Origin of the sequence: Asticcacaulis sp., from assembly GCA_024707255.1 — a bacterium.
Taxonomy (GTDB): domain Bacteria; phylum Pseudomonadota; class Alphaproteobacteria; order Caulobacterales; family Caulobacteraceae; genus Asticcacaulis.
Genome location: JANQAC010000002.1, coordinates 379,484 through 400,050, shown reverse-complemented (window position 1 = coordinate 400,050; position 20,567 = coordinate 379,484). Strand labels below are relative to the sequence as shown.

22 protein-coding genes, 1 tRNA gene and 1 pseudogene are annotated in these 20,567 nt (G+C 59.1%); 2 read left to right on the top strand and 22 right to left on the bottom strand.

What is annotated here, in order from left to right; all coding sequences use genetic code 11:
- Window positions 1–8: 8 nt before the first annotated feature.
- From mgtE to NVV72_13165, 3 genes are all read right to left on the bottom strand, one after another.
- Entirely contained in the window at window positions 9–1,496 is a 1,488-nt protein-coding gene (mgtE, locus tag NVV72_13175) for a magnesium transporter (GenBank protein ID MCR6660236.1), read from the bottom strand.
- A gap of 56 nt (window positions 1,497–1,552) precedes the next feature.
- Window positions 1,553–1,637: transfer RNA gene (locus tag NVV72_13170), tRNA-Leu, on the bottom strand.
- A gap of 89 nt (window positions 1,638–1,726) precedes the next feature.
- Window positions 1,727–2,020 (bottom strand): FliM/FliN family flagellar motor switch protein, encoded by a 294-nt coding sequence (locus tag NVV72_13165; protein MCR6660235.1) that lies wholly within the window; start codon window positions 2,018–2,020, stop codon window positions 1,727–1,729.
- 147 nt (window positions 2,021–2,167) lie between these two features.
- Between NVV72_13165 and lipB the strand changes: the two genes are divergently transcribed.
- Window positions 2,168–2,881, top strand: a complete 714-nt coding sequence (gene lipB / locus NVV72_13160; protein MCR6660234.1) for a lipoyl(octanoyl) transferase LipB — start codon at window positions 2,168–2,170, stop codon at window positions 2,879–2,881.
- Here lipB and NVV72_13155 read toward each other — a convergent pair.
- From NVV72_13155 to NVV72_13130, 6 genes are all read right to left on the bottom strand, one after another.
- The gene (locus NVV72_13155) at window positions 2,830–3,324 is read right to left on the bottom strand and encodes a hypothetical protein (GenBank protein MCR6660233.1); all 495 of its coding nucleotides are present in this window, start codon (window positions 3,322–3,324) and stop codon (window positions 2,830–2,832) included. The genes lipB and NVV72_13155 overlap by 52 nt on opposite strands.
- Before the next feature lie 5 nt (window positions 3,325–3,329).
- A complete protein-coding gene (locus NVV72_13150) occupies window positions 3,330–3,737 on the bottom strand; it encodes a DUF805 domain-containing protein (GenBank protein ID MCR6660232.1) in 408 nt (135 codons plus the stop codon).
- Window positions 3,738–3,800: 63 nt separating this feature from the next.
- Entirely contained in the window at window positions 3,801–4,628 is an 828-nt protein-coding gene (locus NVV72_13145; GenBank protein MCR6660231.1) for an RluA family pseudouridine synthase, read from the bottom strand.
- A gap of 41 nt (window positions 4,629–4,669) precedes the next feature.
- A complete protein-coding gene (locus NVV72_13140) occupies window positions 4,670–5,140 on the bottom strand; it encodes a DUF805 domain-containing protein (GenBank protein ID MCR6660230.1) in 471 nt (156 codons plus the stop codon).
- Between the two features lie 22 nt (window positions 5,141–5,162).
- Window positions 5,163–6,509: a replication-associated recombination protein A gene (locus NVV72_13135; GenBank protein MCR6660229.1), complete on the bottom strand. Its 1,347-nt coding sequence runs from the start codon at window positions 6,507–6,509 to the stop codon at window positions 5,163–5,165.
- A 345-nt stretch (window positions 6,510–6,854) separates the two neighbouring features.
- Window positions 6,855–8,810: a peptidase M61 gene (locus NVV72_13130; protein ID MCR6660228.1), complete on the bottom strand. Its 1,956-nt coding sequence runs from the start codon at window positions 8,808–8,810 to the stop codon at window positions 6,855–6,857.
- 156 nt (window positions 8,811–8,966) lie between these two features.
- On the opposite strand from NVV72_13130, the gene NVV72_13125 reads away from it, so the two are divergent.
- On the top strand, window positions 8,967–9,323 hold the full coding sequence (locus NVV72_13125) for a hypothetical protein (protein MCR6660227.1): 357 nt from the start codon (window positions 8,967–8,969) through the stop codon (window positions 9,321–9,323).
- Between the two features lie 251 nt (window positions 9,324–9,574).
- On the opposite strand, the gene NVV72_13120 is transcribed toward NVV72_13125, so the two are convergent.
- From NVV72_13120 to rpsE, 13 genes and pseudogenes are all read right to left on the bottom strand, one after another.
- Window positions 9,575–10,999 carry a Do family serine endopeptidase gene (locus NVV72_13120; protein MCR6660226.1) on the bottom strand — a complete coding sequence of 475 codons (1,425 nt, stop codon included), beginning with the start codon at window positions 10,997–10,999 and terminating at the stop codon, window positions 9,575–9,577.
- A gap of 75 nt (window positions 11,000–11,074) precedes the next feature.
- Entirely contained in the window at window positions 11,075–12,364 is a 1,290-nt protein-coding gene (locus NVV72_13115) for a TCR/Tet family MFS transporter (protein ID MCR6660225.1), read from the bottom strand.
- 80 nt (window positions 12,365–12,444) lie between these two features.
- On the bottom strand, window positions 12,445–13,698 hold the full coding sequence (locus NVV72_13110; GenBank protein MCR6660224.1) for an ectonucleotide pyrophosphatase/phosphodiesterase: 1,254 nt from the start codon (window positions 13,696–13,698) through the stop codon (window positions 12,445–12,447).
- Window positions 13,699–13,800: 102 nt separating this feature from the next.
- On the bottom strand, window positions 13,801–13,950 hold the full coding sequence (locus tag NVV72_13105; GenBank protein ID MCR6660223.1) for a hypothetical protein: 150 nt from the start codon (window positions 13,948–13,950) through the stop codon (window positions 13,801–13,803).
- Window positions 13,951–14,152: 202 nt separating this feature from the next.
- On the bottom strand, window positions 14,153–14,569 hold the full coding sequence (gene rplQ, locus NVV72_13100; protein MCR6660222.1) for a 50S ribosomal protein L17: 417 nt from the start codon (window positions 14,567–14,569) through the stop codon (window positions 14,153–14,155).
- A gap of 240 nt (window positions 14,570–14,809) precedes the next feature.
- Window positions 14,810–15,825: pseudogene (locus tag NVV72_13095) on the bottom strand (DNA-directed RNA polymerase subunit alpha).
- Between the two features lie 73 nt (window positions 15,826–15,898).
- Window positions 15,899–16,288, bottom strand: a complete 390-nt coding sequence (rpsK, locus tag NVV72_13090) for a 30S ribosomal protein S11 (GenBank protein ID MCR6660221.1) — start codon at window positions 16,286–16,288, stop codon at window positions 15,899–15,901.
- 13 nt (window positions 16,289–16,301) lie between these two features.
- Window positions 16,302–16,670 (bottom strand): 30S ribosomal protein S13, encoded by a 369-nt coding sequence (rpsM, locus tag NVV72_13085; protein MCR6660220.1) that lies wholly within the window; start codon window positions 16,668–16,670, stop codon window positions 16,302–16,304.
- A 308-nt stretch (window positions 16,671–16,978) separates the two neighbouring features.
- Window positions 16,979–17,539, bottom strand: a complete 561-nt coding sequence (locus NVV72_13080; GenBank protein MCR6660219.1) for an adenylate kinase — start codon at window positions 17,537–17,539, stop codon at window positions 16,979–16,981.
- The gene (gene secY / locus NVV72_13075) at window positions 17,536–18,921 is read right to left on the bottom strand and encodes a preprotein translocase subunit SecY (protein ID MCR6660218.1); all 1,386 of its coding nucleotides are present in this window, start codon (window positions 18,919–18,921) and stop codon (window positions 17,536–17,538) included. Before secY ends, NVV72_13080 begins: the two co-directional genes overlap by 4 nt.
- Window positions 18,922–19,078: 157 nt before the next feature.
- Entirely contained in the window at window positions 19,079–19,609 is a 531-nt protein-coding gene (gene rplO / locus NVV72_13070) for a 50S ribosomal protein L15 (protein MCR6660217.1), read from the bottom strand.
- 171 nt (window positions 19,610–19,780) lie between these two features.
- Window positions 19,781–19,984: a 50S ribosomal protein L30 gene (gene rpmD, locus NVV72_13065; protein MCR6660216.1), complete on the bottom strand. Its 204-nt coding sequence runs from the start codon at window positions 19,982–19,984 to the stop codon at window positions 19,781–19,783.
- Between the two features lie 3 nt (window positions 19,985–19,987).
- Entirely contained in the window at window positions 19,988–20,557 is a 570-nt protein-coding gene (rpsE, locus tag NVV72_13060) for a 30S ribosomal protein S5 (protein ID MCR6660215.1), read from the bottom strand.
- Between the last annotated feature and the right edge of the window lie 10 nt (window positions 20,558–20,567).

Here is a 20,567-nt window from a genome sequence, read left to right as displayed (position 1 = left end):
TTTAAGATTTACAAGAGGATTATGGCAGCCAGACCAAGGAAACTGAAAAAGCCGCAGAAATCGGTAACGAGGGTCACAAAGATCGGCGAAGCCCCCGCCGGATCGACGCCGAATTTCGCCGCCGTCATCGGGATCAGGGTGCCGGCCAGCGCCGCCATGGTGAAATTGATCAGGATGGCGCCGGCGATCACACCGGCCAGCCGGATATCATGCCAGAAAATCAGCACCACCGCCGCCAGCCCAAACGCCACGCAGGCGCCGACCAGCCAGCCGGATATGATTTCCCGCCACAGGGTCCGCGTCGCGTTGGCCGCCGTCAGTTCGCGGGCAGACAGGGCGCGCACCGAAACGGTCAGGGCCTGGGTGCCGAAATTGCCGCCAATCGAAGCCACCACCGGCATCAGCGCCGCCAGCGCGACCATTTTCACGATTTCCGCCTGATAGGCGTTGATGACGTAAACCGAGGCGAAGGCCGTCAGCAGGTTGACCAGCAGCCACGGCAGACGCGACTTGACCATGCCGAAGATGCCGGTGTCGCGGCCTTCGATATCCGACACACCGCCGAGGGCGAGGATATCCTCGCGGTTTTCCGCCTGAATGATATTGACGATGTCATCGACCGTGATCTGCCCGACTAGACGGCCGGAAGCATCAACCACCGGCGCCGAAATCAGGTGATATTTCTCGAAAATATAGGCGACTTCTTCCTGGTCCATATCAACGGTAATTTCGGTCGTCGGGTCCATGAGCGCCGACAGCACCATATCGCGCTTGGTCCGCATCAGCACCGACACCGGCACGGCCCCTACCGGCTTATGGCTGGGGTCGATGACATAGATGTCGAAGAATAACTCCGGCAGGTCGTGCCCGGCCTCGCGCATATGGTCTATGGCGTGGCCCACGGTCCAGAAACTGGGCGCGGCCATGACCTCACGCTGCATCAGGCGGCCGGCGGTTTCTTCCTCATAGGCGAGCGACGTGACAATGGCCTCGCGTTCGGATTCCGGCATGGCGGCCAGGACGGCCTTCTGCTGGTCCTCCTCTAGGTCCTCGAAAACGGCAGCGGCGTCGTCGGAATCGAGTTCCTGCAGCACTTCGGCGATATCCGCCGTATGCATACTTTCGATGACTTCCTCACGGATATCATCGTCCAGTTCCGGCAGGATGTCGGCCAGGGCGTCGGATGGAATCCACGGGATGACCTCCTCGCGGTAATCTTCCGACAGGAAACCTAGCAGGTCGGCGATATCGGCATAATGCAGGGCGTCGAGCAGTTCGCGCAGGCGCAGGCCGTCACCGCGATCGGCGGCATCGATGACCAGCGAAATATATTGCGGATTAAGGGCGTAGTCGTCCTTGAGGGCGAAATCCTCGATCTGCTCCGGCGTGATCAACTCGGCGTCAAGGTCACGGACCGTCTCCTTCGCAGGATCGGCCGGCAGCGTGTCAGTATTGGGAATATCGGCTTTTTGAGGGGTTTCGGACTTCTGGCTCATCGCTCAGGCTCCCCATTCAGACGCTATCGCGTATGCCTCAAAAATGATCTCCGGATTGGTGCGGTCAAGAAGACTCGAACTTCCACGGGTTGCCCCACAGCGACCTCAACGCTGCGCGTCTACCAATTCCGCCATGACCGCACGCCATCCGGAGAGGGGCGCAGATAGCAACACTTTCACGCTTTGGGAAGCCCTTAATCGCAACTATCCCAAATTATTAGCTACGGCGCTTACGAACCGATCGCCATATAATCATAGACATTGGCCTGGCGGGTGACCACGATCGAGATCTTTTCCTCGAAAATCTGAATTTCGCCGCGTGCCACCGGATGGTTATTGGCCAGGATCCACACCTCGTCATGCTCATGGGCATCAAGCGGAATCACCGCGCCACGGCCCATGCGCAGCAGTTGCGCCATCGGCAGAACCGAACGCCCCAGAAGAACCGAAATTTCGACGGGAACGGCGCCCACCTGGTTTGACACGAAAAAATAGCCCCTTAAACCCACACATCCCAAGCGCAATCCGACAAAGTGGACGCCACTTTTCGGATAAATTGCGCGACAAAAATAATCTGGGGCGAAAATTTTGATGAAATCAAACTTTAGCACCAGAGGGAGCCCCTATATTAGGGCCTTGCCTCTTAACAACTTATGACACATTGAAGCGACATGCTTTCCGAGACGTTAAATCCCGAAGAAATCGATCCGCCGTTTGCCAAAAAAACGGGCCTGCCGCCTGAATGGATCGTGGCGCCCTCTCCCGTGCCCTATCCGGAGGCGCTGGCTTTCATGGAAGCGCGCGTGGCGTCCATTGCCGCTGGTGAGGCGCGCGAAATGGTCTGGCTTGTCGAACACCCTCCGCTTTATACCGCCGGGGTTTCCGCAAAAAAGGAGGACCTGATTGCGCCGGACCGGTTCGAGGTCTTTGATGCCGGGCGCGGCGGACAATACACCTATCATGGCCCCGGCCAGCGCGTCGTTTACGTCATGCTGGATTTGAACCAGCGCCGCAAGGATGTGCGCGCCTTTGTCGAAGCACTGGAGCAGTGGATAATCGCTACCCTGTGGCGTTTCAATGTCGAGGGCCATATCCGCGACGGCCGCGTCGGTGTCTGGGTAGAGCGCAAGGATAAGGGCTATGAGCCACTGACCGAGGATAAAATCGCCGCCATCGGCATTAAGCTGCGCCGCTGGGTTAGCTTCCATGGCATCAGCCTGAATGTCGAACCCGACCTCTCGCATTTCGACGGCATCGTGCCATGCGGCATCACAGAGCATGGCGTCACCAGCCTGCTTGATCTCGGCCTGCCAGTGACGATGGACGAGGTGGATTACGCGCTGAAATCGAGCTTCGAGGCGATCTTTGGGCCGGTGGAAGCATAGGCTTTATCGACCCCTTTTTCATGGTTTATCCGCTCAATAAAACGGCGCGCACGCGGTATGGCGTTATGCAGGTACTGGTCAGGCCCCAGCATCTTCCGCTGATTAAGCGCCACAGTGTCGAGCAGGTGGAAATCAACCTTTTCCAGTGTGCAGCCCCATCCAGGATACCGGTCGCGCCAGCCCTTCATGTAATGATGAAGCATTCGATCACGACGGCTATAGCCATGATAGTCACAGGCAATAATGCCATTTGTCACGTAGATATGGTTGCCCCAGAAGCCGTCATGCGGGACAATCCGTTCCGCGTAGAAACCTGACACTGGCGGCATTTCGAGAAAAACGCCTGCGAGGATGTGACAGGCGCCAAAACCGAAAAAGATGCGATCGGGTAAGGCCCAGCGTTTTTCAGGATTTTCCTTGGTCCCCGGTTTCAGGGCATACATGCCGGTCAGCTTTCGCCCGATGAAAGCCTGAATAAGGTCCGGCCATAACGGTTATCTCCGCGCTCACCGGGCATGATGCACAGGTCGATTACCGCCCAGACCAGAACCACCACGGCGATGAAATCGAAAAAGCCCTGCGGCCGCGGCCAGACCATCACCACCGCCAGCAGGATGACCGCCGACCACCAGCCGGAACGGCCACGATCATGCAGACGCTTCGAGACCACGCAGGCGCCGCAATAGAACAGAATCGGATAGACGATCCAGTTGAGGAACGACAGGGCGCCCGTCACCACCGACTCATAGACGGCGAGAAACAACAGCAGCACAGCCGCCGCGATGATCGAAGGCATCTGCCCGGCCCGGCCAGTGGAAGAGAAAAACAGTTCGCTCCAGTCGATTTTCGGATTCATCAGCCACTCCAACGCTTTGTTTGCCCTTATACCATGACAGGACAGCCGAAAAGTAAAAAGGGCTCAGGCGCCTTCCGGTAACGCCAGGTCTATTTCGCGGCACAAAGCGACTATATCATCCGGCAGGGGCGCTTCCAGCGTGAACGCGCCACGCCCGTCGGGATGCGGAAAGGTCAGGCGCAAAGCGTGCAGCATCAGGCGCGGCACGGCCACACCACCCAGCGAGAGCGCGCCGCCATAGCGGATATCTCCGGCGATCGGCGATCCCATTTCCGCCAGATGAACGCGGATCTGGTGCATCCGGCCGGTATGCGGCTCGCAGCGCACCAGGGCGGCTTCGTCGGTGCGCGCCAGCACGGTAAAGGCCGTCTCGGCGCTCTGCGCGTCCGGATGATCCGCGGCGCAGACACGGCTATAGGCTTCGCGGCCGATTTCCTCGCGCCGCAACGGGAAGTTCATGACACCCGCGTCCGGCAGATTATGCGGATTGCCGACCACTGCCAGATAGGTCTTGGCGAAGGCGCGGCGGATCATCGCCTTGCCGAGGTATGAGGTCGCCGGCTGGGTCTTGGCCACCAGCAATATACCGGAGGTGTCGCGGTCCAGGCGATGGATCAGCATGGGTCGCCGGCCGCTTGGCTTGACGAAGGTCCACATCATGTCGTCGAGATTATTACCGCCGCCACGTCCGCCCTGCGAGGACAGACCGGAAGGCTTGTTGAAGCCCATGATGTCGGCGTCCTCATAGACGATTATCGACTTCACCCACGCCTGATCGGCTTCCGGAATCAGGCGTGGCGCCTTGCGTGGATTATCGCTCTTGCTCTTCTGTGGCGGACGGATGCGACCACTTTCAAGCGCTTTTTGATGATGAGGGGAATGCTTGGACATTAAGGGCAATGCCTAGCGGGATGGACGAGGCAGGTCAAAGCCTATTCGAATGCCTTAACCCGCTCGTCACCCTCTGGAGGCAGAGCGAACACGATCAACAAGGCCAATCCGCCAATACCCGTCAGATTAAGCAGGAGCCACAATGCGCTGCGGTTCGTATCGTGCAGGCGGCGCGCGCCAGCGGCCAGACCCGGCAACAGGAGTAAAAGCGGAACAATATGAGCCATGCCACCGATAATTGGGCGCGCGAATATCGAAACAAGCAGACTGCACAAAAAACTAGCGAGATAGAACCACCAGAATTCAGAGCGGCTGCCCCGTCCATTGAAATCGACGAATTTGCTCAGGCAAACCGTAATGGCTTCCCCGAAATTTCTGGCCGGCGCCGGCGCGCCGAAACGATTGGCACCGCTCGGTCTTATCACAAATAACAGTACAGCCAGCACAATGCCTGGAATAAAGGCCAGAACAATAAAAAGAATCAGAATGTGCCAGATTGAAAACGAACCCATATTAATTCCCCCTCGTATGAAATTACCGCTTCTGCTTTTGGTGCCTCAATTCGCTGAGATACTCAAGCCGTTGTTTTGTCTTGCCTTCGTGGCCATCGCCCTTGGGATCGTAGAATTTCGGGCGCTTCATGCCATCCGGGAAATAGTTCTGGCCGGAGAAGCCATCGGGATCGTCCGGATCGTAGATATAACCGGCGCCATAGCCGATATCCTTCATCAGCTTGGTCGGCGCATTGAGAATGACCGCCGGCGGATCAAGATGGCCGGTTTCCTTGGCCAGCTTCACCGCCGATTTGAAGGCGGTATAAACGCTGTTGGATTTGGGCGCCGACGCCATATGGACCACGGCCTGCGCCAGGGCCAGTTCGCCTTCCGGCGAGCCCAGCACTTCATAGGTATCGCGGGCCGCATGGCACATCAGCAAGGACATCGGGTCGGCATTGCCGATATCTTCCGACGCCATGCGGATCATGCGGCGGGCGATAAACAGAGGATCGTCGCCACCATTGAGCATCCGCGCCAGCCAGTAGAGCGCAGCGTCAGGGTCGGACCCGCGTACCGACTTATGCAGGGCGGAAATGAGGTTGTAGTGCCCTTCCCGGTCCTTGTCATGGTTCGGCCGGCGCTTTTGCAGATGCGCCAGCAAGCCTTCGCTATCGATCGGTGCATCGAAGCCCATATGGTCGAGCGACTCGATCAGGCTCAGGATATAACGCCCGTCGCCATCGCTCAGCAGTTTCAGCGTATCACGGGCTTCCGGTGTCAGCGGCAGGCAGTGCCCCAGGTGTTCTTCGGCGCGAACCATAAGCTGATCGAGCGCCGCGTCATCCAGCCGTTTCAATACAAACACCTGGCAGCGCGACAGAAGCGCGCCATTCAGTTCAAACGACGGGTTTTCGGTGGTGGCGCCGATCAGGGTGACGACACCGGCCTCGACATATGGCAGGAAGCTGTCCTGCTGGGCACGGTTGAAACGATGGATTTCATCGACAAACAGAACCGTGCGCGCGCCTTGGCTATGGCGGAACTGCGCCTGCTCGAACGCCTTCTTCAGATCGGCCACGCCTGAAAAGACAGCGGATATCTGCTGAAATTCATAGCCTGCGGCCTCGGCCAGCAGGCGCGCAATGGTCGTCTTGCCGACGCCCGGCGGTCCCCACAGGATCAGGCTCGGCAGGAAACCGCGCTCGATCACGCGTGCGATAGCCCCGCCGCTACCCAGCACATGATCCTGTCCCACCACCTCGGCAAGGGTTTTGGGGCGCAGACGATCGGCCAACGGCTTTGCGGCCTCATCGACCTGCGGAAGGGCGCTTTTCAGCAACGGTTCGGGGGCGCCGAACAGATCGGCAATAGGCGCTTTCGACATGAAACAAATATAGAACATCCTTCCCGGCGTGGGAAGGTAAAATTAACGATTCGCCCGTTGCGCGGCCAGTTCCCGCCTCAGATTATCAAGCTGCGCCTCCCCCAAAGGTGAAAGCGTGACGTAGAGCGCGGGTCCATGCCCCCCTTCCCGCTCCGTCCGCGATCGGGAAGGGGCATTACGCCTGGCCTGGCTGGCCACAGGCTCAATCGCCTGCACGCGCTGGCGCCAATAGGCGCTGGCCTGCGTTTCAACCTGTCCTGCACCTGTGAAATACACGCTCGCCTCCGGCGCGGAGACACGATTCTCCGCCCCAAGAGGTTAACGCGCATTAACCTTTCATGCCAGTTATTTCCCCTTTTTCGCCGGCTTATCCTCAGCCCCGTAGATGGGTTTCAGCCAGTCGGTCGTACCCGCTATGCGCTCCTGATGCGGATAGCGCAGGCCCTCGTGGTAATCGAAGGTGATGGTTTTGAAATACTGCCCATCCTGCACCAGCAGATTGATCTTGTCGGTATTGCCTGGCTTGTGCGCGGCGATCACCAGATCCTTCAGGCGATCACTGTCATAAGCACGATCATTGACGGCGATGACTTTCATGCCCGCCGTCAGACCGCTTTTGAAACCCAGGCCGTCCCACAACACATCGCGGATACTGCCATCCTTGCCGATGGTCAGGCCCAGGCTGTAGCCGAAATTGGCGCCACGCTTGCTCTCATTGCTCTTGATGTAATCGGACGGCGTATCGTCGTAGACCAGCTTGTAACCGCCACGGGTCAGACCATCGAGCGGCGCCCCTTTACCTGTGCGCTCCAGACGCGTTTTCAGGAAGGTCGCCCAATCGTAAGGATAAACAGAATTCAGGCCCGCCACTACATCATCGAATGTATAGGGCGCCGGCAGGTACGAACCGTTATGGACATTGAAGAAGGCTTTGGCAAAATCGTCGAGCGACTTCCTGCCCCCGGTCTTCTCGCGGATCAGGGTATCGGCATCGAGCCAGATCAGCCCGCCCTCGGCATAATAGTCCTCGGAGCGCTGCCAGGAAGGCCAGGACTTCGGCTCGCGGTTGGAGATGATCGGATCATAGGTGGTGTCCTGCAAATCGCGCCATTCCCGCGCCGGCAGCAGATCGTAGCTCGCCATGGTCACCGCCATCATCTGCAAACGCTGGTCGAAATTGTAGAGGCCGGCGCGGCTTTCCAGCAGTTCGCCCCAGTAGGTCGTGCCGCCTTCATAGACCCAGAGCAGTTCATCGCGCATCGGCTCCTGAAAGGTCGGCGTGAACTGCCCGGCCGGACGGCGGAACTTGCCGTCCCAGCTATGGGTATATTCGTGCGGCGGAATGAAGCGGCCAAAGCCCTTGCCGACCACATTACGCAGATAGCCCGGCTCGACGGCGTTTTCCGACGAGCGATGATGCTCCAGGCCGATTCCACCCATCTCTGAGGTAATGGCCAGCAGGATATCGTAGTGATCATAGTGCTGGCCGCCGAAGAGCTTGTAGGCTTCCTGCACCACATTCTTCTGGATGGTCAGGGCCTGTTCCGGCACCTCCAGATCAGCCGGATCATCGGCAGCGATATCGAGGAAGACCGGTACTTTAGAACCCGGATCGAGGTCATAGCGCTTGAAATAACGCCCGGCCAGCAACGGCGAGTCGATCAGATTGTCATAGGAGATCGGTTTGAAGGTGACGACATCGCCCTCACGCCTGGCCTCTTCCAGGGCCGAGCCGTAGTTCCAGCCCTGAGGCAGGGTAAGCGCCACCTCGACTGGAATGCGGCGGGTGAAGAAGCCTGCGGGATAAAGGCTCTCGTTCTCCCACTGCATGTCCATCATATTGCGTGTGTGGACGATCAGGCCGTCGCGCTCTTGCACGGGTGAGAGGAACTGGAAATCCGCCACCACTTCGGTGACGCCCGCTGGCACCTCGACACGGAAGCCATTGGTCGCCACATCATCGCGGTGCCACTTCAGCTCTTTTCCGCCCGCCGTGATATGCAGACCGGCCAGCTTGGTGATGTCGCTGTCGCCGGCGGAATGGGTGCCCGGCAGCCATTTCGGTTGCAGCAAGACCAGCGGTCCGGCACCGGAAACCGGGATAACCTCATGGACAGTGATGATATGGCGATCGAGATCGGTGGCATCGACATGCAGCTTGATCGTGCCGGGATAATCGACATCCTGCGGCGCAGGCAAGGCAGGCGTATCCGGCGCCGGCATTGGCAAGGCTTGCTCCTGCGCCATCGCGCCGCCCGCCATCAAGGCAGTGGCCAGGGCCAAACCAGATACCTTCAACATTATACGCCTCCCAAAAATTAAGGCGGCATTATTGGCAGGGAATCGCAGGCTGTAAAGCAGTTGCGAAAGATACGGCTGTATTAAGACCTTGGTCATATTACCACTTCACAGTTATGAACAGGCCGACCACCGGATAAGGCCAGATGGTAATGAGTCATGTCAGTCAGATCGCAGCTATCCCATGTAACTTTTCTTTTCATGTCAGGAGATCGTTACCCTGACGATCAGTATATTGAGACAGCCTTATGTCAGCGCTTGCCCGGCCGTCACCTGACCTACAGCAATCTGATTGAACAATTCGCCGATGGCGTTCCGCCGCTGGGCTTGGCGCCGCGCATCGCTTTTCTCCGTTGCATTCTGAACTCCATTCCCACGCAGAATCTGATCGTCATAGGACGCTCTTCCGGCGGACGGGTCATGACACGTCTCGCCGCCGAGTCGGCGGGTAATGCGCCGATGGCCGGCATAGTCTGCCTGGGCTATCCTTTTCACCATCCCGAAAAAGGCGCATGAGCCTGACAGGGTCGATCACCTGGCACGCCTGAAAGTACCCACCTTGATCCTTCAAGGCGATCAGGACGAATACGGAAACAGATCGACAGCTTTGATTTATCCGTTGTCAGCCAGCACTCAACTGGAATTCATTGCAGCAACCCATGTGCTCCGCTTGCAATCCGAGGGCTGGGACTCTCTTGCGGATCGCATATGCCGCTTTGCCATGGATCAGGTGGCGCGACCTGCTCAGCTATCACGCGCAGGCTGATTTAACTAAACGTCGCCGTAATCATCTGGCCGTTGCGCATGATGCTGATCTGCCAGCGGCGCGCGCCGGCCTTGGTGGCGGCATCAAGATCAGCGGTGGTATTGATCACTTTGCCATTGACCGATTTGATGATATCGCCCGGACGCAGGCCGATTCCCGCCGCATAGCTGCGCGAGGAATCGATGGAATAGACCATCACCCCCTTGGGCGCATCGAAGGGATCAGCGCCCACCTCCTCGGCCACGGCGGGAGAGAGATTGACGACCTTGGCGCCGGCGAAGGGATTATTGCCGGCAATGACGCGTTCATCGCGTGCCGGCGTCGCCGAAGGCGGCTGCGCTTTCACCTTGATCGTAAAGGGCTTGCCATTGCGCAGCCCCTGCACCTCGGTCATCTGGCCAACGGTCAAAAGATCAATACGGTAGCGCATGGAAGAAGCGTCATTGACCGGCTGTCCGTCGATGCTGAGGATGACATCACCGGTTTTCAGGCCCGCCTGATCGGCCGGTCCGCCGGCATAGATATCAGACACCAGGACGCCTTCGGGACGGTCCATGCCGAGCGATTTGGCGATATCACTGGTAACGGTATCGCCCTTGGCACCGAGCCACGGGCGCTGGAGATGCGTGGCGCCACCGGCCGCGCTTTCGACCACGCGGCGCACCAGGGCTGACGGAATGGCAAAACCGACACCGGCCGAGGAACCGGAACCGGACACAATCATCGAATTGATGCCGATCAGGCGGCCATTCATATCCACCAGGGCGCCGCCGGAATTGCCCGGATTGATGGCGGCGTCGGTCTGGATGTATGAGCCGCCGCCGGGACCGACCTCGGTACGGTTCAGCGCCGAAATAATGCCATTGGTCACGGTCTGGCCGATACCGAACGGATTGCCGATGGCCAGAACCAGGTCGCCGACCTCCAGATTGCGGTCATCGTCCATTTCGAGCGTCGGGAAGCTTTCCTTGGAATCAATCTGCAACACGGCCAGATCGGTGCGTTCGTCGGCCAGCAACAGCTTGGCAGGATATTCGCGGCGATCATTCAGCACCACCATGAACTGCTGGCCGCCGGCGACGACGTGGTTATTGGTGACGACGATACCGTCCTTGCGCACGATGACGCCGGAGCCAAGCGACTGCTGCACCTGCTGGCGCGGCACGGCACCGAACATCTGCCAGAACGGATCGACCTGCTGGCGCACTACGCCGCGGGCATAGACATTGACCACAGCCGGCGCCACGGTGCGGACCACGGGTGCAAACGACGCCTTCATGCCAATGGCGCTGTCCGGCACCTTAGACGGCTGGGTCAGGGCCTCATTAAAACTGCCGGAATACTTTTGCCCGTCCTGGCTATGGCCCGGCGAGCAAGCCGCCAGCATGATGACGGTGGCGAGGGCAAACGGTTCGTGCAGTTTCATTTCAGGCTCCTTCAATGATCCGGATAGCCTTGAATGTAAAAATCATTGCGGCAGTATCAAGGCTGACAGCGCCAATTAGCCGTCAATCTGAGGTTCGCCGCCATAAGCTTTTTCCACGGCCAGGGACTGCCTGACGCCGGTGGCCAGCCACAGGCACAGCAGGGTACAGACCGCCGCCACCAGGAAGGCCGCGCCGCTATAGATAACCGCGACACCGGGCCGGGTTACCGTGGACAGAACATAGCCGAAGATCAGCGGCGCCACGATATTGCCCATGGTGGTCAGGCTCATGTTCGAGCCCTGCAATGTGCCCTGCTCCTTCGGATCGACCTTGCTGCTCATCAGCGACTGGATATTGGGCATGGCCAGTCCGCCGAAACAGCCGATGATGATAAAGCCAACAAAGATCTGCCAGTTCGGCGCCAGCCCATAGGCGGTATAGGCAATTAACGACGCCACGATGCCAATGTACATGGCCTTGCGTTCGCCAATCCGCTTGGTGATCACGCCGGTCAAGCCGCCCTGCACGATAGCCGACAGGATGCCGACCACGGCCAGCATCAGCCCGACCTCGGTCGGTCCCCAGCCGAAGCGATAACCGGCATAGAGCACCATGGTCGTCGGGAAGACGCTCTGGCCGAACATCAGCAGGAAGTACATCAGCGACAGGCGCATGACCTGCGCCGAACGCGCCAGGAACCTGATCGCGCCGAGCGGATTGGCCGTATGGAAGCTGAAGGGCTTGCGCTTCTCCGGCGGCAGGGATTCCGGCAGCACGAACAGGCCATAGAGGAAATTGCACAGGCTAAGGAAGGCGGCAAAATAGAAAGGATAATGGTGATCGCCATTGAACTGGATTATTCCCCAGTGCAAACCGCCGCCCAGCACACCGCCCAGGCTTGGCCCGACCACGAACCCGACGCCGAAGGCCGCGCCCATCAGGCCATAGACGCCGGCGCGCTTTTCCGGCGCCGTGACATCGCTCATATAGGCATAGGCCGTAGAGATGCTGGCCGAGGTCATGCCGGAGATAATGCGGCCGATCAGCAGCCACCACAAGCCCGGCGCCAAAGCCATGAACAGGAAATCGACACCCGTGCCGAAATTCGACGCCAGCACGACCGGTCGCCGACCGATGGCGTCGGACAGGCCGCCCTGTATGGGGGTGAACAAGAACTGCGCCAGGCCCCAGGCCGCGCCGAAAATGCCGGTCCACAGACCCGCTTCCGATACCGAGCCGCCGAGGAAGCTCTTGATCAGGTTGGGCAGGACCGGAATGATCACGCCGATCGACAGCATGTCGAGGAAGACCGTCACCAGGATAAAGGCAGCGGCGGCTTTTTTGGCGGGGGGCGTTTCCGGCATGTTCGGTCTTTCTGGTTAGGGCTTGTCATTACGCGAAATGACCGCGTTCCGCCAGTTACAAGACCTGTCGCCGGTTTCTGTCAGTATAAGGCCGGCTTCAGTGCGCGCAGATTGCCGTCGTTCCGCTCGCCCCTGATACCCAGCAGCTTCGTTTCCAGCGAATAGACATCGACATTATCGAAAGGCGCAAGTTTCACCCCCGGACGGATGGCCGGGCCATTGGCAATAAACAAAGCCTGCATTTCCGGCGCTGACGGATCATAACCGTGACTCCCCCCTCCCGGCTTCGGCATCCAGTTATCCTTTGAGGGGCCGACAATAAAGCCGCCGACCGCCGCCAGGCAGGTGATTTCCGGCACCCGCCGATGATGACCATAATGGAAGCGCGCCGGGATCTTCGCCTTGTGCCAGCATTGCATATGGTCGTGCTTTGTTTCGATCAGCGCCTGATCGACCTCGGCCTCATGGCCCGGTTTCGCGTACAATCCCGCCACCTGGCCACCGGTCACCAGATCATAGCTGTCCGGGGGCAACAGATCAGCCAGACGGATAAATCGCTCCGGTTTGTGCTTCGCCATCCCGTGATCGGCTACAATAATAATGTTGACCTTACCGAAAAGACCCCGCGCTTTCAGACCATCAACCAGTTGCCCTATCGAGGAATCGATCTCACGCAGGGTTGCATCGACCTCCGGACTGCCGGGGCCGAACTCATGCCCCTGGTGATCGACCTGTGAATAGTAGAGCGTGATGGCGCCCGGTCGCTCGGCGGCCGGCAGGTCGATCCAGTCCAGCACCTGCTTCACGCGATCAGCGTCCGGCATCGCTTCATTATAGGGCAGCCAGTAGGCAGGGCGCACACCATGATTGACAGCCTCCGACCCCGGCCAGAACAGGGTGGCCACCTTGATCCCTTGCGCCTGCGCGGTCACCCACAGCGGCTTGGCGTCGTCCCACCAGAATTCATCGGCCACCGCCTCCTTGTTCGAGAGCTTGAAGGTGACGCCGGGCTTTTGCGGATCGCGCATGGTGTTGTTGACAATACCGTGGTGATCGGGGCGCAGCCCGGTGACCAGTGTGTAGTGATTGGGGAAAGTCAGGCTGGGGAAAGAGGGCCGCATGGCCGCCGAAGCGCCACCATCGGCCAGGGCCTGAAGATTGGGCGTGATCCCCTCCTTCAGATAGTCGGCACGGAAGCCATCGATCGAAATCAGGATAAGCTGCGGCTCCGCCTGACTGACGGCGGTAGCGGGCGGCGGTGTTTCCAGGTGACTGCATGACGCCAACCCTAGAAAGGCCGCAGCGGCCAATATACGCAAACCCGATTTCCACATGACGCACTCCTTATCAGACCCAGCATCCTAGCCAGCGCGCATGACACAAAAAAGAAGCCCCCGGCCGGAACCGGGGGCTTCTTTAAATATAAACCTGTTATATCAGTCGCTGGTGCGGATACGGTCCAACATGGGGGCACAGAAAACAGCCGCAGGGGTGTCTTCACTGTCTTCCGACGGACTGAGGTTCATGTCGGTGGACAGGTCGAGCGTCTCTTCGGCGGGGTCGGCGATGGCAAAATCGTCAATCATGGTAACCCTCCTGGCAATGCGATGGAATGCAGACAGGGCACACAGGGCCTTGTCTGCATTGTTACGTTAGCGAAGAATTACGCAATTGCGAAATAACGGTTCTCACCATCTGATCACACTTTCGTTAACCAATGTCACTAAAACATTAAAGAAGCCGCCAGGATGGACCTGGCGGCTTTTGGATTGGCTATTAAACCTTATCCTATTCTTCGTCGCTGGCGACTTCAAACACCGGGCCGGAATCCAGGCCCTTGGCGGCTTCGTCACGATCAACGAATTCGATGATGGCCATAGGCGCGTTGTCGCCGTGGCGGAAACCGGCCTTCATGATGCGGATATAGCCGCCGTTACGGTCAGCATAGCGCTTGCCGATCACGTCGAACAGCTTGCCAACCTGGGCAACGTCACGCACGCGCGAAATGGCGATACGACGGTCGTGCAGGGTGCCCGACTTGGCGAGTGTGACCAGCTTTTCCACGAAGGGACGCAGTTCCTTGGCCTTCGGCAGGGTGGTGACGATCTGCTCGTGCTTGATGAGCGAGGCAGCCATGTTGGCGAACATGGCGATACGGTGCGAGGTGGTGCGACCGAGTTTGCGATAGCCGGAGCCGTGACGCATGATAAATTCTCCAAAAGACCGGACAGCGCGCGGCGTGACCGATCTTCCAAAAACGAGCCCGAAAACAAAGGTCAAGAGGCCGACGGCCCCTGCCCGTTTCAGACGTCCATCCCGAAGAATGGAAATTGCCACGACAAGGTTTTGGTCTTTCGCGGCAAGTCGGAACCGAAAAAACAGTTCCTATAAATAGGAAGCCCGGATGATCGCTCATCCGGGCTCACTAAAAGCATATCAGAAATTCTAGATCTGGTCTTCGAACTTCTTGGCCAGGTCTTCGACGTTTTCCGGCGGCCAGTTCGGGATATCCATGCCCAGCGAAAGGTTCATGGAAGCCGGACTTCCTTGATTTCGTTAAGCGACTTGCGGCCGAAGTTCGGCGTGCGCAGCATCTCGGATTCCGTCTTAAGGATCAGGTCGCCGATGTAGACGATGTTGTCGTTCTTCAGGCAGTTCGCCGAACGGACGCTCAGTTCCAGTTCGTCGACCTTCTTGAGCAGGGCCGGATTGAACGGCAGCTCAGGCTTGCCTTCTTCAACGACCGGGGCCTTCGGCTCTTCGAAGGTGATGAAGATCTGAAGCTGATCCTGCAGAATGCGCGCCGCGAAAGCGACAGCGTCAACCGGCGTGACAGCGGCATTGGTTTCGACTTCGAGGATCAGCTTGTCGTAATCGAGCGACTGGCCCTGACGGGTCGGCTCGACCTTGTAAGCCACCTTCTTGACCGGCGAATAGAGGGCGTCGACGGCGATCAGGCCGATCGGCGCGTCTTCCGGACGCAGACGGTCGGCCGGGACATAACCCTTGCCGTTCTGGATGGTGAATTCCATGCGCACCGAAGCGCCCTCGTCCAGCGTGCAGATCACGTGGTCGGGGTTGAGGACTTCGATATCAGCCGGAACATCGATCTGGCCGGCCGTCACCGGACCGGCACCCGAGGCACGCAGAACCATGCGCTTCGGACCTTCGGCGTGCATGCGCAGCGCCAGTTGCTTGATGTTCAGGATAATGTCTACGACGTCTTCACGGACGCCTTCGATGGAGGAAAATTCGTGCACCACGCCGTCGATCTGGACGGAGGTGACAGCCGCGCCTTGCAGCGAGGAGAGGAGTACGCGACGCAGCGCGTTACCGAGGGTCACGCCGAAACCGCGCTCCAAAGGCTCCGCGACAAGACGCATCTTGCGCGAAGGGTCGGAACCCGCTTCGACTTGTGGCTTCTCGGGACGAATAAGCTGTTGCCAGTTTCTTTCGATCATTTACGTCCCTCAAGACAGGAAAGGTCGCCCTGCCGGATCAGGCAGAGCGACTGAAAAAATAGGGAAAATAAAATTAAACGCGACGACGCTTCGGCGGACGACAGCCGTTATGCGGGATCGGGGTCACATCACGGATGGTGGTGATGGTGAAACCGACGGCCTGCAGGGCGCGCAGAGCCGATTCACGACCGGAGCCCGGACCAGCGACGCTGACTTCCAGCGTCTTGACACCGTGCTCGATGGCCTTCTTGCCAGCGTCTTCGGCAGCGACCTGGGCGGCGTAAGGGGTCGACTTGCGCGAACCCTTGAAGCCCATGGCACCGGCCGACGACCACGACACAGCATTGCCCTGCGCGTCGGTGATCGTGATCATGGTGTTGTTGAACGAGGCGTTGACGTGAGCCACACCCGAGGTGATGTTCTTGCGTTCGCGCTTTTTAACGCGTGAAGGTTCTTTAGCCATGGGTCAGCTATCCTTACTTCTTCTTGCCGGCGATAGGCTTCGCCGGGCCTTTGCGCGTGCGCGCATTGGTGTGCGTACGCTGACCGCGCACAGGAAGGCCCTTACGATGACGCAGGCCGCGATAGCAGGCCAGGTCCATCAGGCGCTTGATGTTCATCGAGACTTCACGGCGCAGGTCGCCTTCGACCGTGTAATCGCGGTCGATGGTTTCGCGGATTTGCAGCACTTCGGCATCCGAAAGCTGGTTGACGCGGCGGCTATCTTCGATGCCGACCTTCTTGACGATTTCCTCGGCGTTATGCGCGCCGATGCCATGGATATATTGGAGCGCGATGACGACGCGCTTGTTGGTCGGTATATTGACGCCTGCGATACGGGCCACTTGAGGTATCTCCTGCAACGCGCCCCCATGCTATCGGGACGCATTTCTTAAAACGAAAGATGACACGTATGCCACACGGCTAAGATTTGACCTTCAGCCGTGGTCCATACGCGTGATTTCGCGGAAGTTGCCCTTATAGAAGGGTTTTGGCTTCCGTCAATGGTTTAGTTTTAAAAAAAGCAAGTCCAAACTGCTTTGGTCATACTTTTTTTACTCTCTTGAGATGATCGGCGCCCAAGGGCGCTTCGCATCCGATATTTTCGGGCTTCCGCCCTCGCCGGCGACCTTTCGGACTGCCGACAGATTCTTTATGCCAGCGCGCTGTCGATATGGGCGGCGACGTCCTCCACCGCGCCCATGCCATCAACCTCAAAAAGCTTGCCCTGCGCCGCATAGTAAGGCAGCAACGGCGCGGTCTGGGCGTTATAGGCCGCCAGGCGCACCTTGTAGGCTTCGGGGTTGTCGTCCGAGCGCCCTTCTTCGGCAAAGCGCTTTTCGATACGCGTTACTAAGGCCGCCTCGTCCACCTTCAGACGGACCACCTTGTCGATCTTCGCGCCGCGCTCGCCCAACATGGCGTCGAGCGCTTCCGCTTGCGCTACGGTGCGCGGGAAACCGTCGAAGATGGCGCCACCGGCCGCTTCCGCCGCCGGGAGATTTTCCTTGATCAGATCGATGACGATCTCATCCGAGACCAGGCCGCCAGTGGCCAGAATGTCCTTGACCTTAAGGCCCAGTTCGCTTTCGGCCTTGATGGCCGCCCGCAGCATGTCGCCCGTCGAGAGCTGCACCATGCCCCGTGTCGTGACCAGACGCTTTGCCTGTGTACCCTTGCCCGCCGCTGGGGGTCCAAACAGGATGATATTCATCGGCCGATCCTTCCACGGGTGCTGGTCGCAGCGCCCTTGCTGCCGGTCTTCATCTTCGATTTCTTGATCAGGCCGTCATACTGGTGGGCCAGCAGGTGCGACTGAATCTGCGCCACCGTATCCATAGTCACGGTCACGACGATCAGGATCGAGGTGCCGCCAAAGTAGAAGCTGTTGCCCATCTGGGCGATCAGCAGTTCCGGCAACAGACAGACGATGGTGATGTAGGCCGCGCCAAGCACCGTGATACGGGTCAGGACGAAATCGAGATATTCCGCGGTGCGCTTGCCCGGACGGATGCCAGGCAGGAAACCGCCATACTTGCGCAGGTTTTCCGCCGTCTCGTCCGGATTGAAGACCAGGGAGGTATAGAGGAAGGTGAAGAAGATGATCATGATCGCGTAAAGGATCATGAAGACCGGGTGGCCGTGTGTCAGTTGCGTGCTGATCGAGGGCAGCCATTGCAGCCAGCTCGGGATCTTGTCCGGGTTCTGGCCCACGAATGTCAGGATCGAGGTCGGCATCAGCAGGAGCGACGAAGCAAAGATCGGCGGAATGACACCGGCCGTATTGACCTTCAGCGGCATAAAGGACGACTCACCACCCATAATGCGGTTGCCTACCTGGCGCTTGGGATACTGCACCAGCAGTCGGCGCTGCGAGCGTTCCATGAAGACGATGAAAACGATGGTCGCCACCAGAACGGCCATGATGAGGATAAGCATGGCGGGATTGATATCGCCAGTCGAGCCCATGGAGAGAAGGCGCCCGACGGTTGACGGCAGCACCGCCACGATACCCGCGAAGATGATCATCGACGAGCCGTTGCCGATACCGCGCGAGGTGATCTGCTCACCCAGCCACATCAGGAACAGGGTACCGCCGGTCAGGGTGGCCATAGAGGAAATGATAAAGAAGATACCCGGCTGCAGAACCAGGCCGGAGGACTGCATGGCCGCCGAAATGCCGAAGGACTGGATCAGGGCCAGGACCACCGTCAGATAACGGGTGTACTGGTTGAGTTGCTTACGGCCAGCCTCCCCGCCTTCCTTGCGCAGCTTTTCCCACGGCGCATAGACGGAGCCCATCAACTGGATGATGATCGAGGCGGAAATGTAGGGCATCAAGTTCAGCGCGAACACGGCCATGCGCTGCACGGCGCCGCCGGCGAACATGTTCATCATGCCGAAAATGCCATTCGACTGGCCGGAGAAGGCCCTGGTGAATTCGGCCATGTTGATGCCCGGCAACGGCACATAGGTGCCGAGACGGTAAACGATCAGGGCGCCAAGCGTAAAAAGCAGACGCTTGTGAAGATCGGTCGCCTTGGAAAAGGCACCGAAATTCATATTGGCGGCAAGTTGTTCAGCAGCAGAAGCCATAAGGTCCTCAAATTCGCGCGGGCGCCAGCGCCCCTGTGATCATCCCCAAAGGGCAGACTGGGTTTATACGCGATTCGCAGACCACGCCCTCACCCAATCCAACCCATATGGGGTACGCATATTGAAACGTCAAATGCGCATGATACCGGCTTGCGGCTTAGCCCCTGCGGGCGGCCTTGGCAGCGGCGATCTTTTCAAGGCGGGCGGCCAGCTTGGCTTCGTTTTCGATGCGCGCCTGGGCAACAGAACCGCCGGCGGCTTCGACAGCCTTGATGGCGCCGGCCGAAGCCGACCAGACCTTCAGGTTGAGCTTGGCCTTCAGTTCACCTTCACCGAGGAGGCGCACGCCGTCGAGTTCACGACGGATGACGCCGGCCGCGATCAGGGCTGCGGCATCGATATCGGCCTTGGCATCCAGCTTGCCGGCGTCGACGGCGTCCTGCAGGCGCCACAGATTGACTTCGGCCAGCTTGAGGGCGAAGGGATTGTTGAAACCACGCTTCGGCATACGCATGTACAGCGGCATCTGGCCGCCTTCGAAGCCCAGCAGCGAGACGCCGGTACGGGACTTCTGGCCCTTGACACCGCGACCGGAGGTCTTGCCCTTGCCCGAACCGGGGCCGCGGCCAACGCGCATACGGCCCTTGGTCGAGCCGGGATTGTCGTGGAGTTCGTTCAACTTGGTCATTTGTAATGCCTTTCAATGACAGGTGCGCTGGTCCCAAAAACGTAAATTGGCGGCCAACTCGGCTAAAAATTCTGCGTCTTCTGCCTGGCGGCAAAAAACACGAAGCGCGCCTGTTACAGCACGCTTCAAAAATAAGCAAGCCCGCGAACCTGAATTCGCGGGCCTGTTGTCTTATTCGACGATGGTCACCATGTGGTGGACCTTGGCGATCATGCCGCGAACCGAGGGGGTATCTTCCAGAACGGAGACACGGCCCATCTTGTTCAGGCCCAGACCGGCAAGCGTAGCGCGCTGGTCCTTGGTGCGGCGGATCGGAGAGCCGGTTTGCTTGACCGTGACGGTCTTAGCTTCGGTCTTGGTCGGTGCCTTGGCCATGGATTAACCCTCCAAAGATTCAGGCGACGAAGCGCCATCGGCACGCGACTTCAGAAGATCGCCGACCTTCTTGCCGCGCTTCGAGGCGATCTGACGGGGCGAAGACTGCACCTTCAGCGCTTCAAACGTGGCGCGCACCATGTTGTAGGGGTTCGAGGAACCCAGGCTCTTGGCAACGACGTCCGAGATGCCCAGGGTTTCGAGAACCGCACGCATCGGACCGCCCGCGATGACGCCGGTGCCCGGAGGGGCCGCGCGCATCTGGATCTTGCCGGCGCCCCAACGGCCGTAACCGTCGTGGTGCAGGGTGCGGGATTCGCGCAGGGGAACGCGGATCAGGGACTTCTTGGCTTCTTCGGTCGCCTTGCGGATGGCTTCCGGCACTTCGCGTGCCTTGCCATGGCCGTAGCCGACGCGACCCTTTTGGTCGCCAACGACCATCAGGGCAGCAAACGAGAAGCGGCGGCCACCCTTGACGGTGGCGGCGACGCGGTTGATAGCAACCAGCTTTTCAACGAATTCCGAAGGTTCTTCGTTGCGGTCGCGGGAGCGGTTTTCGCTAGGACGGGCCATGAACGATTCC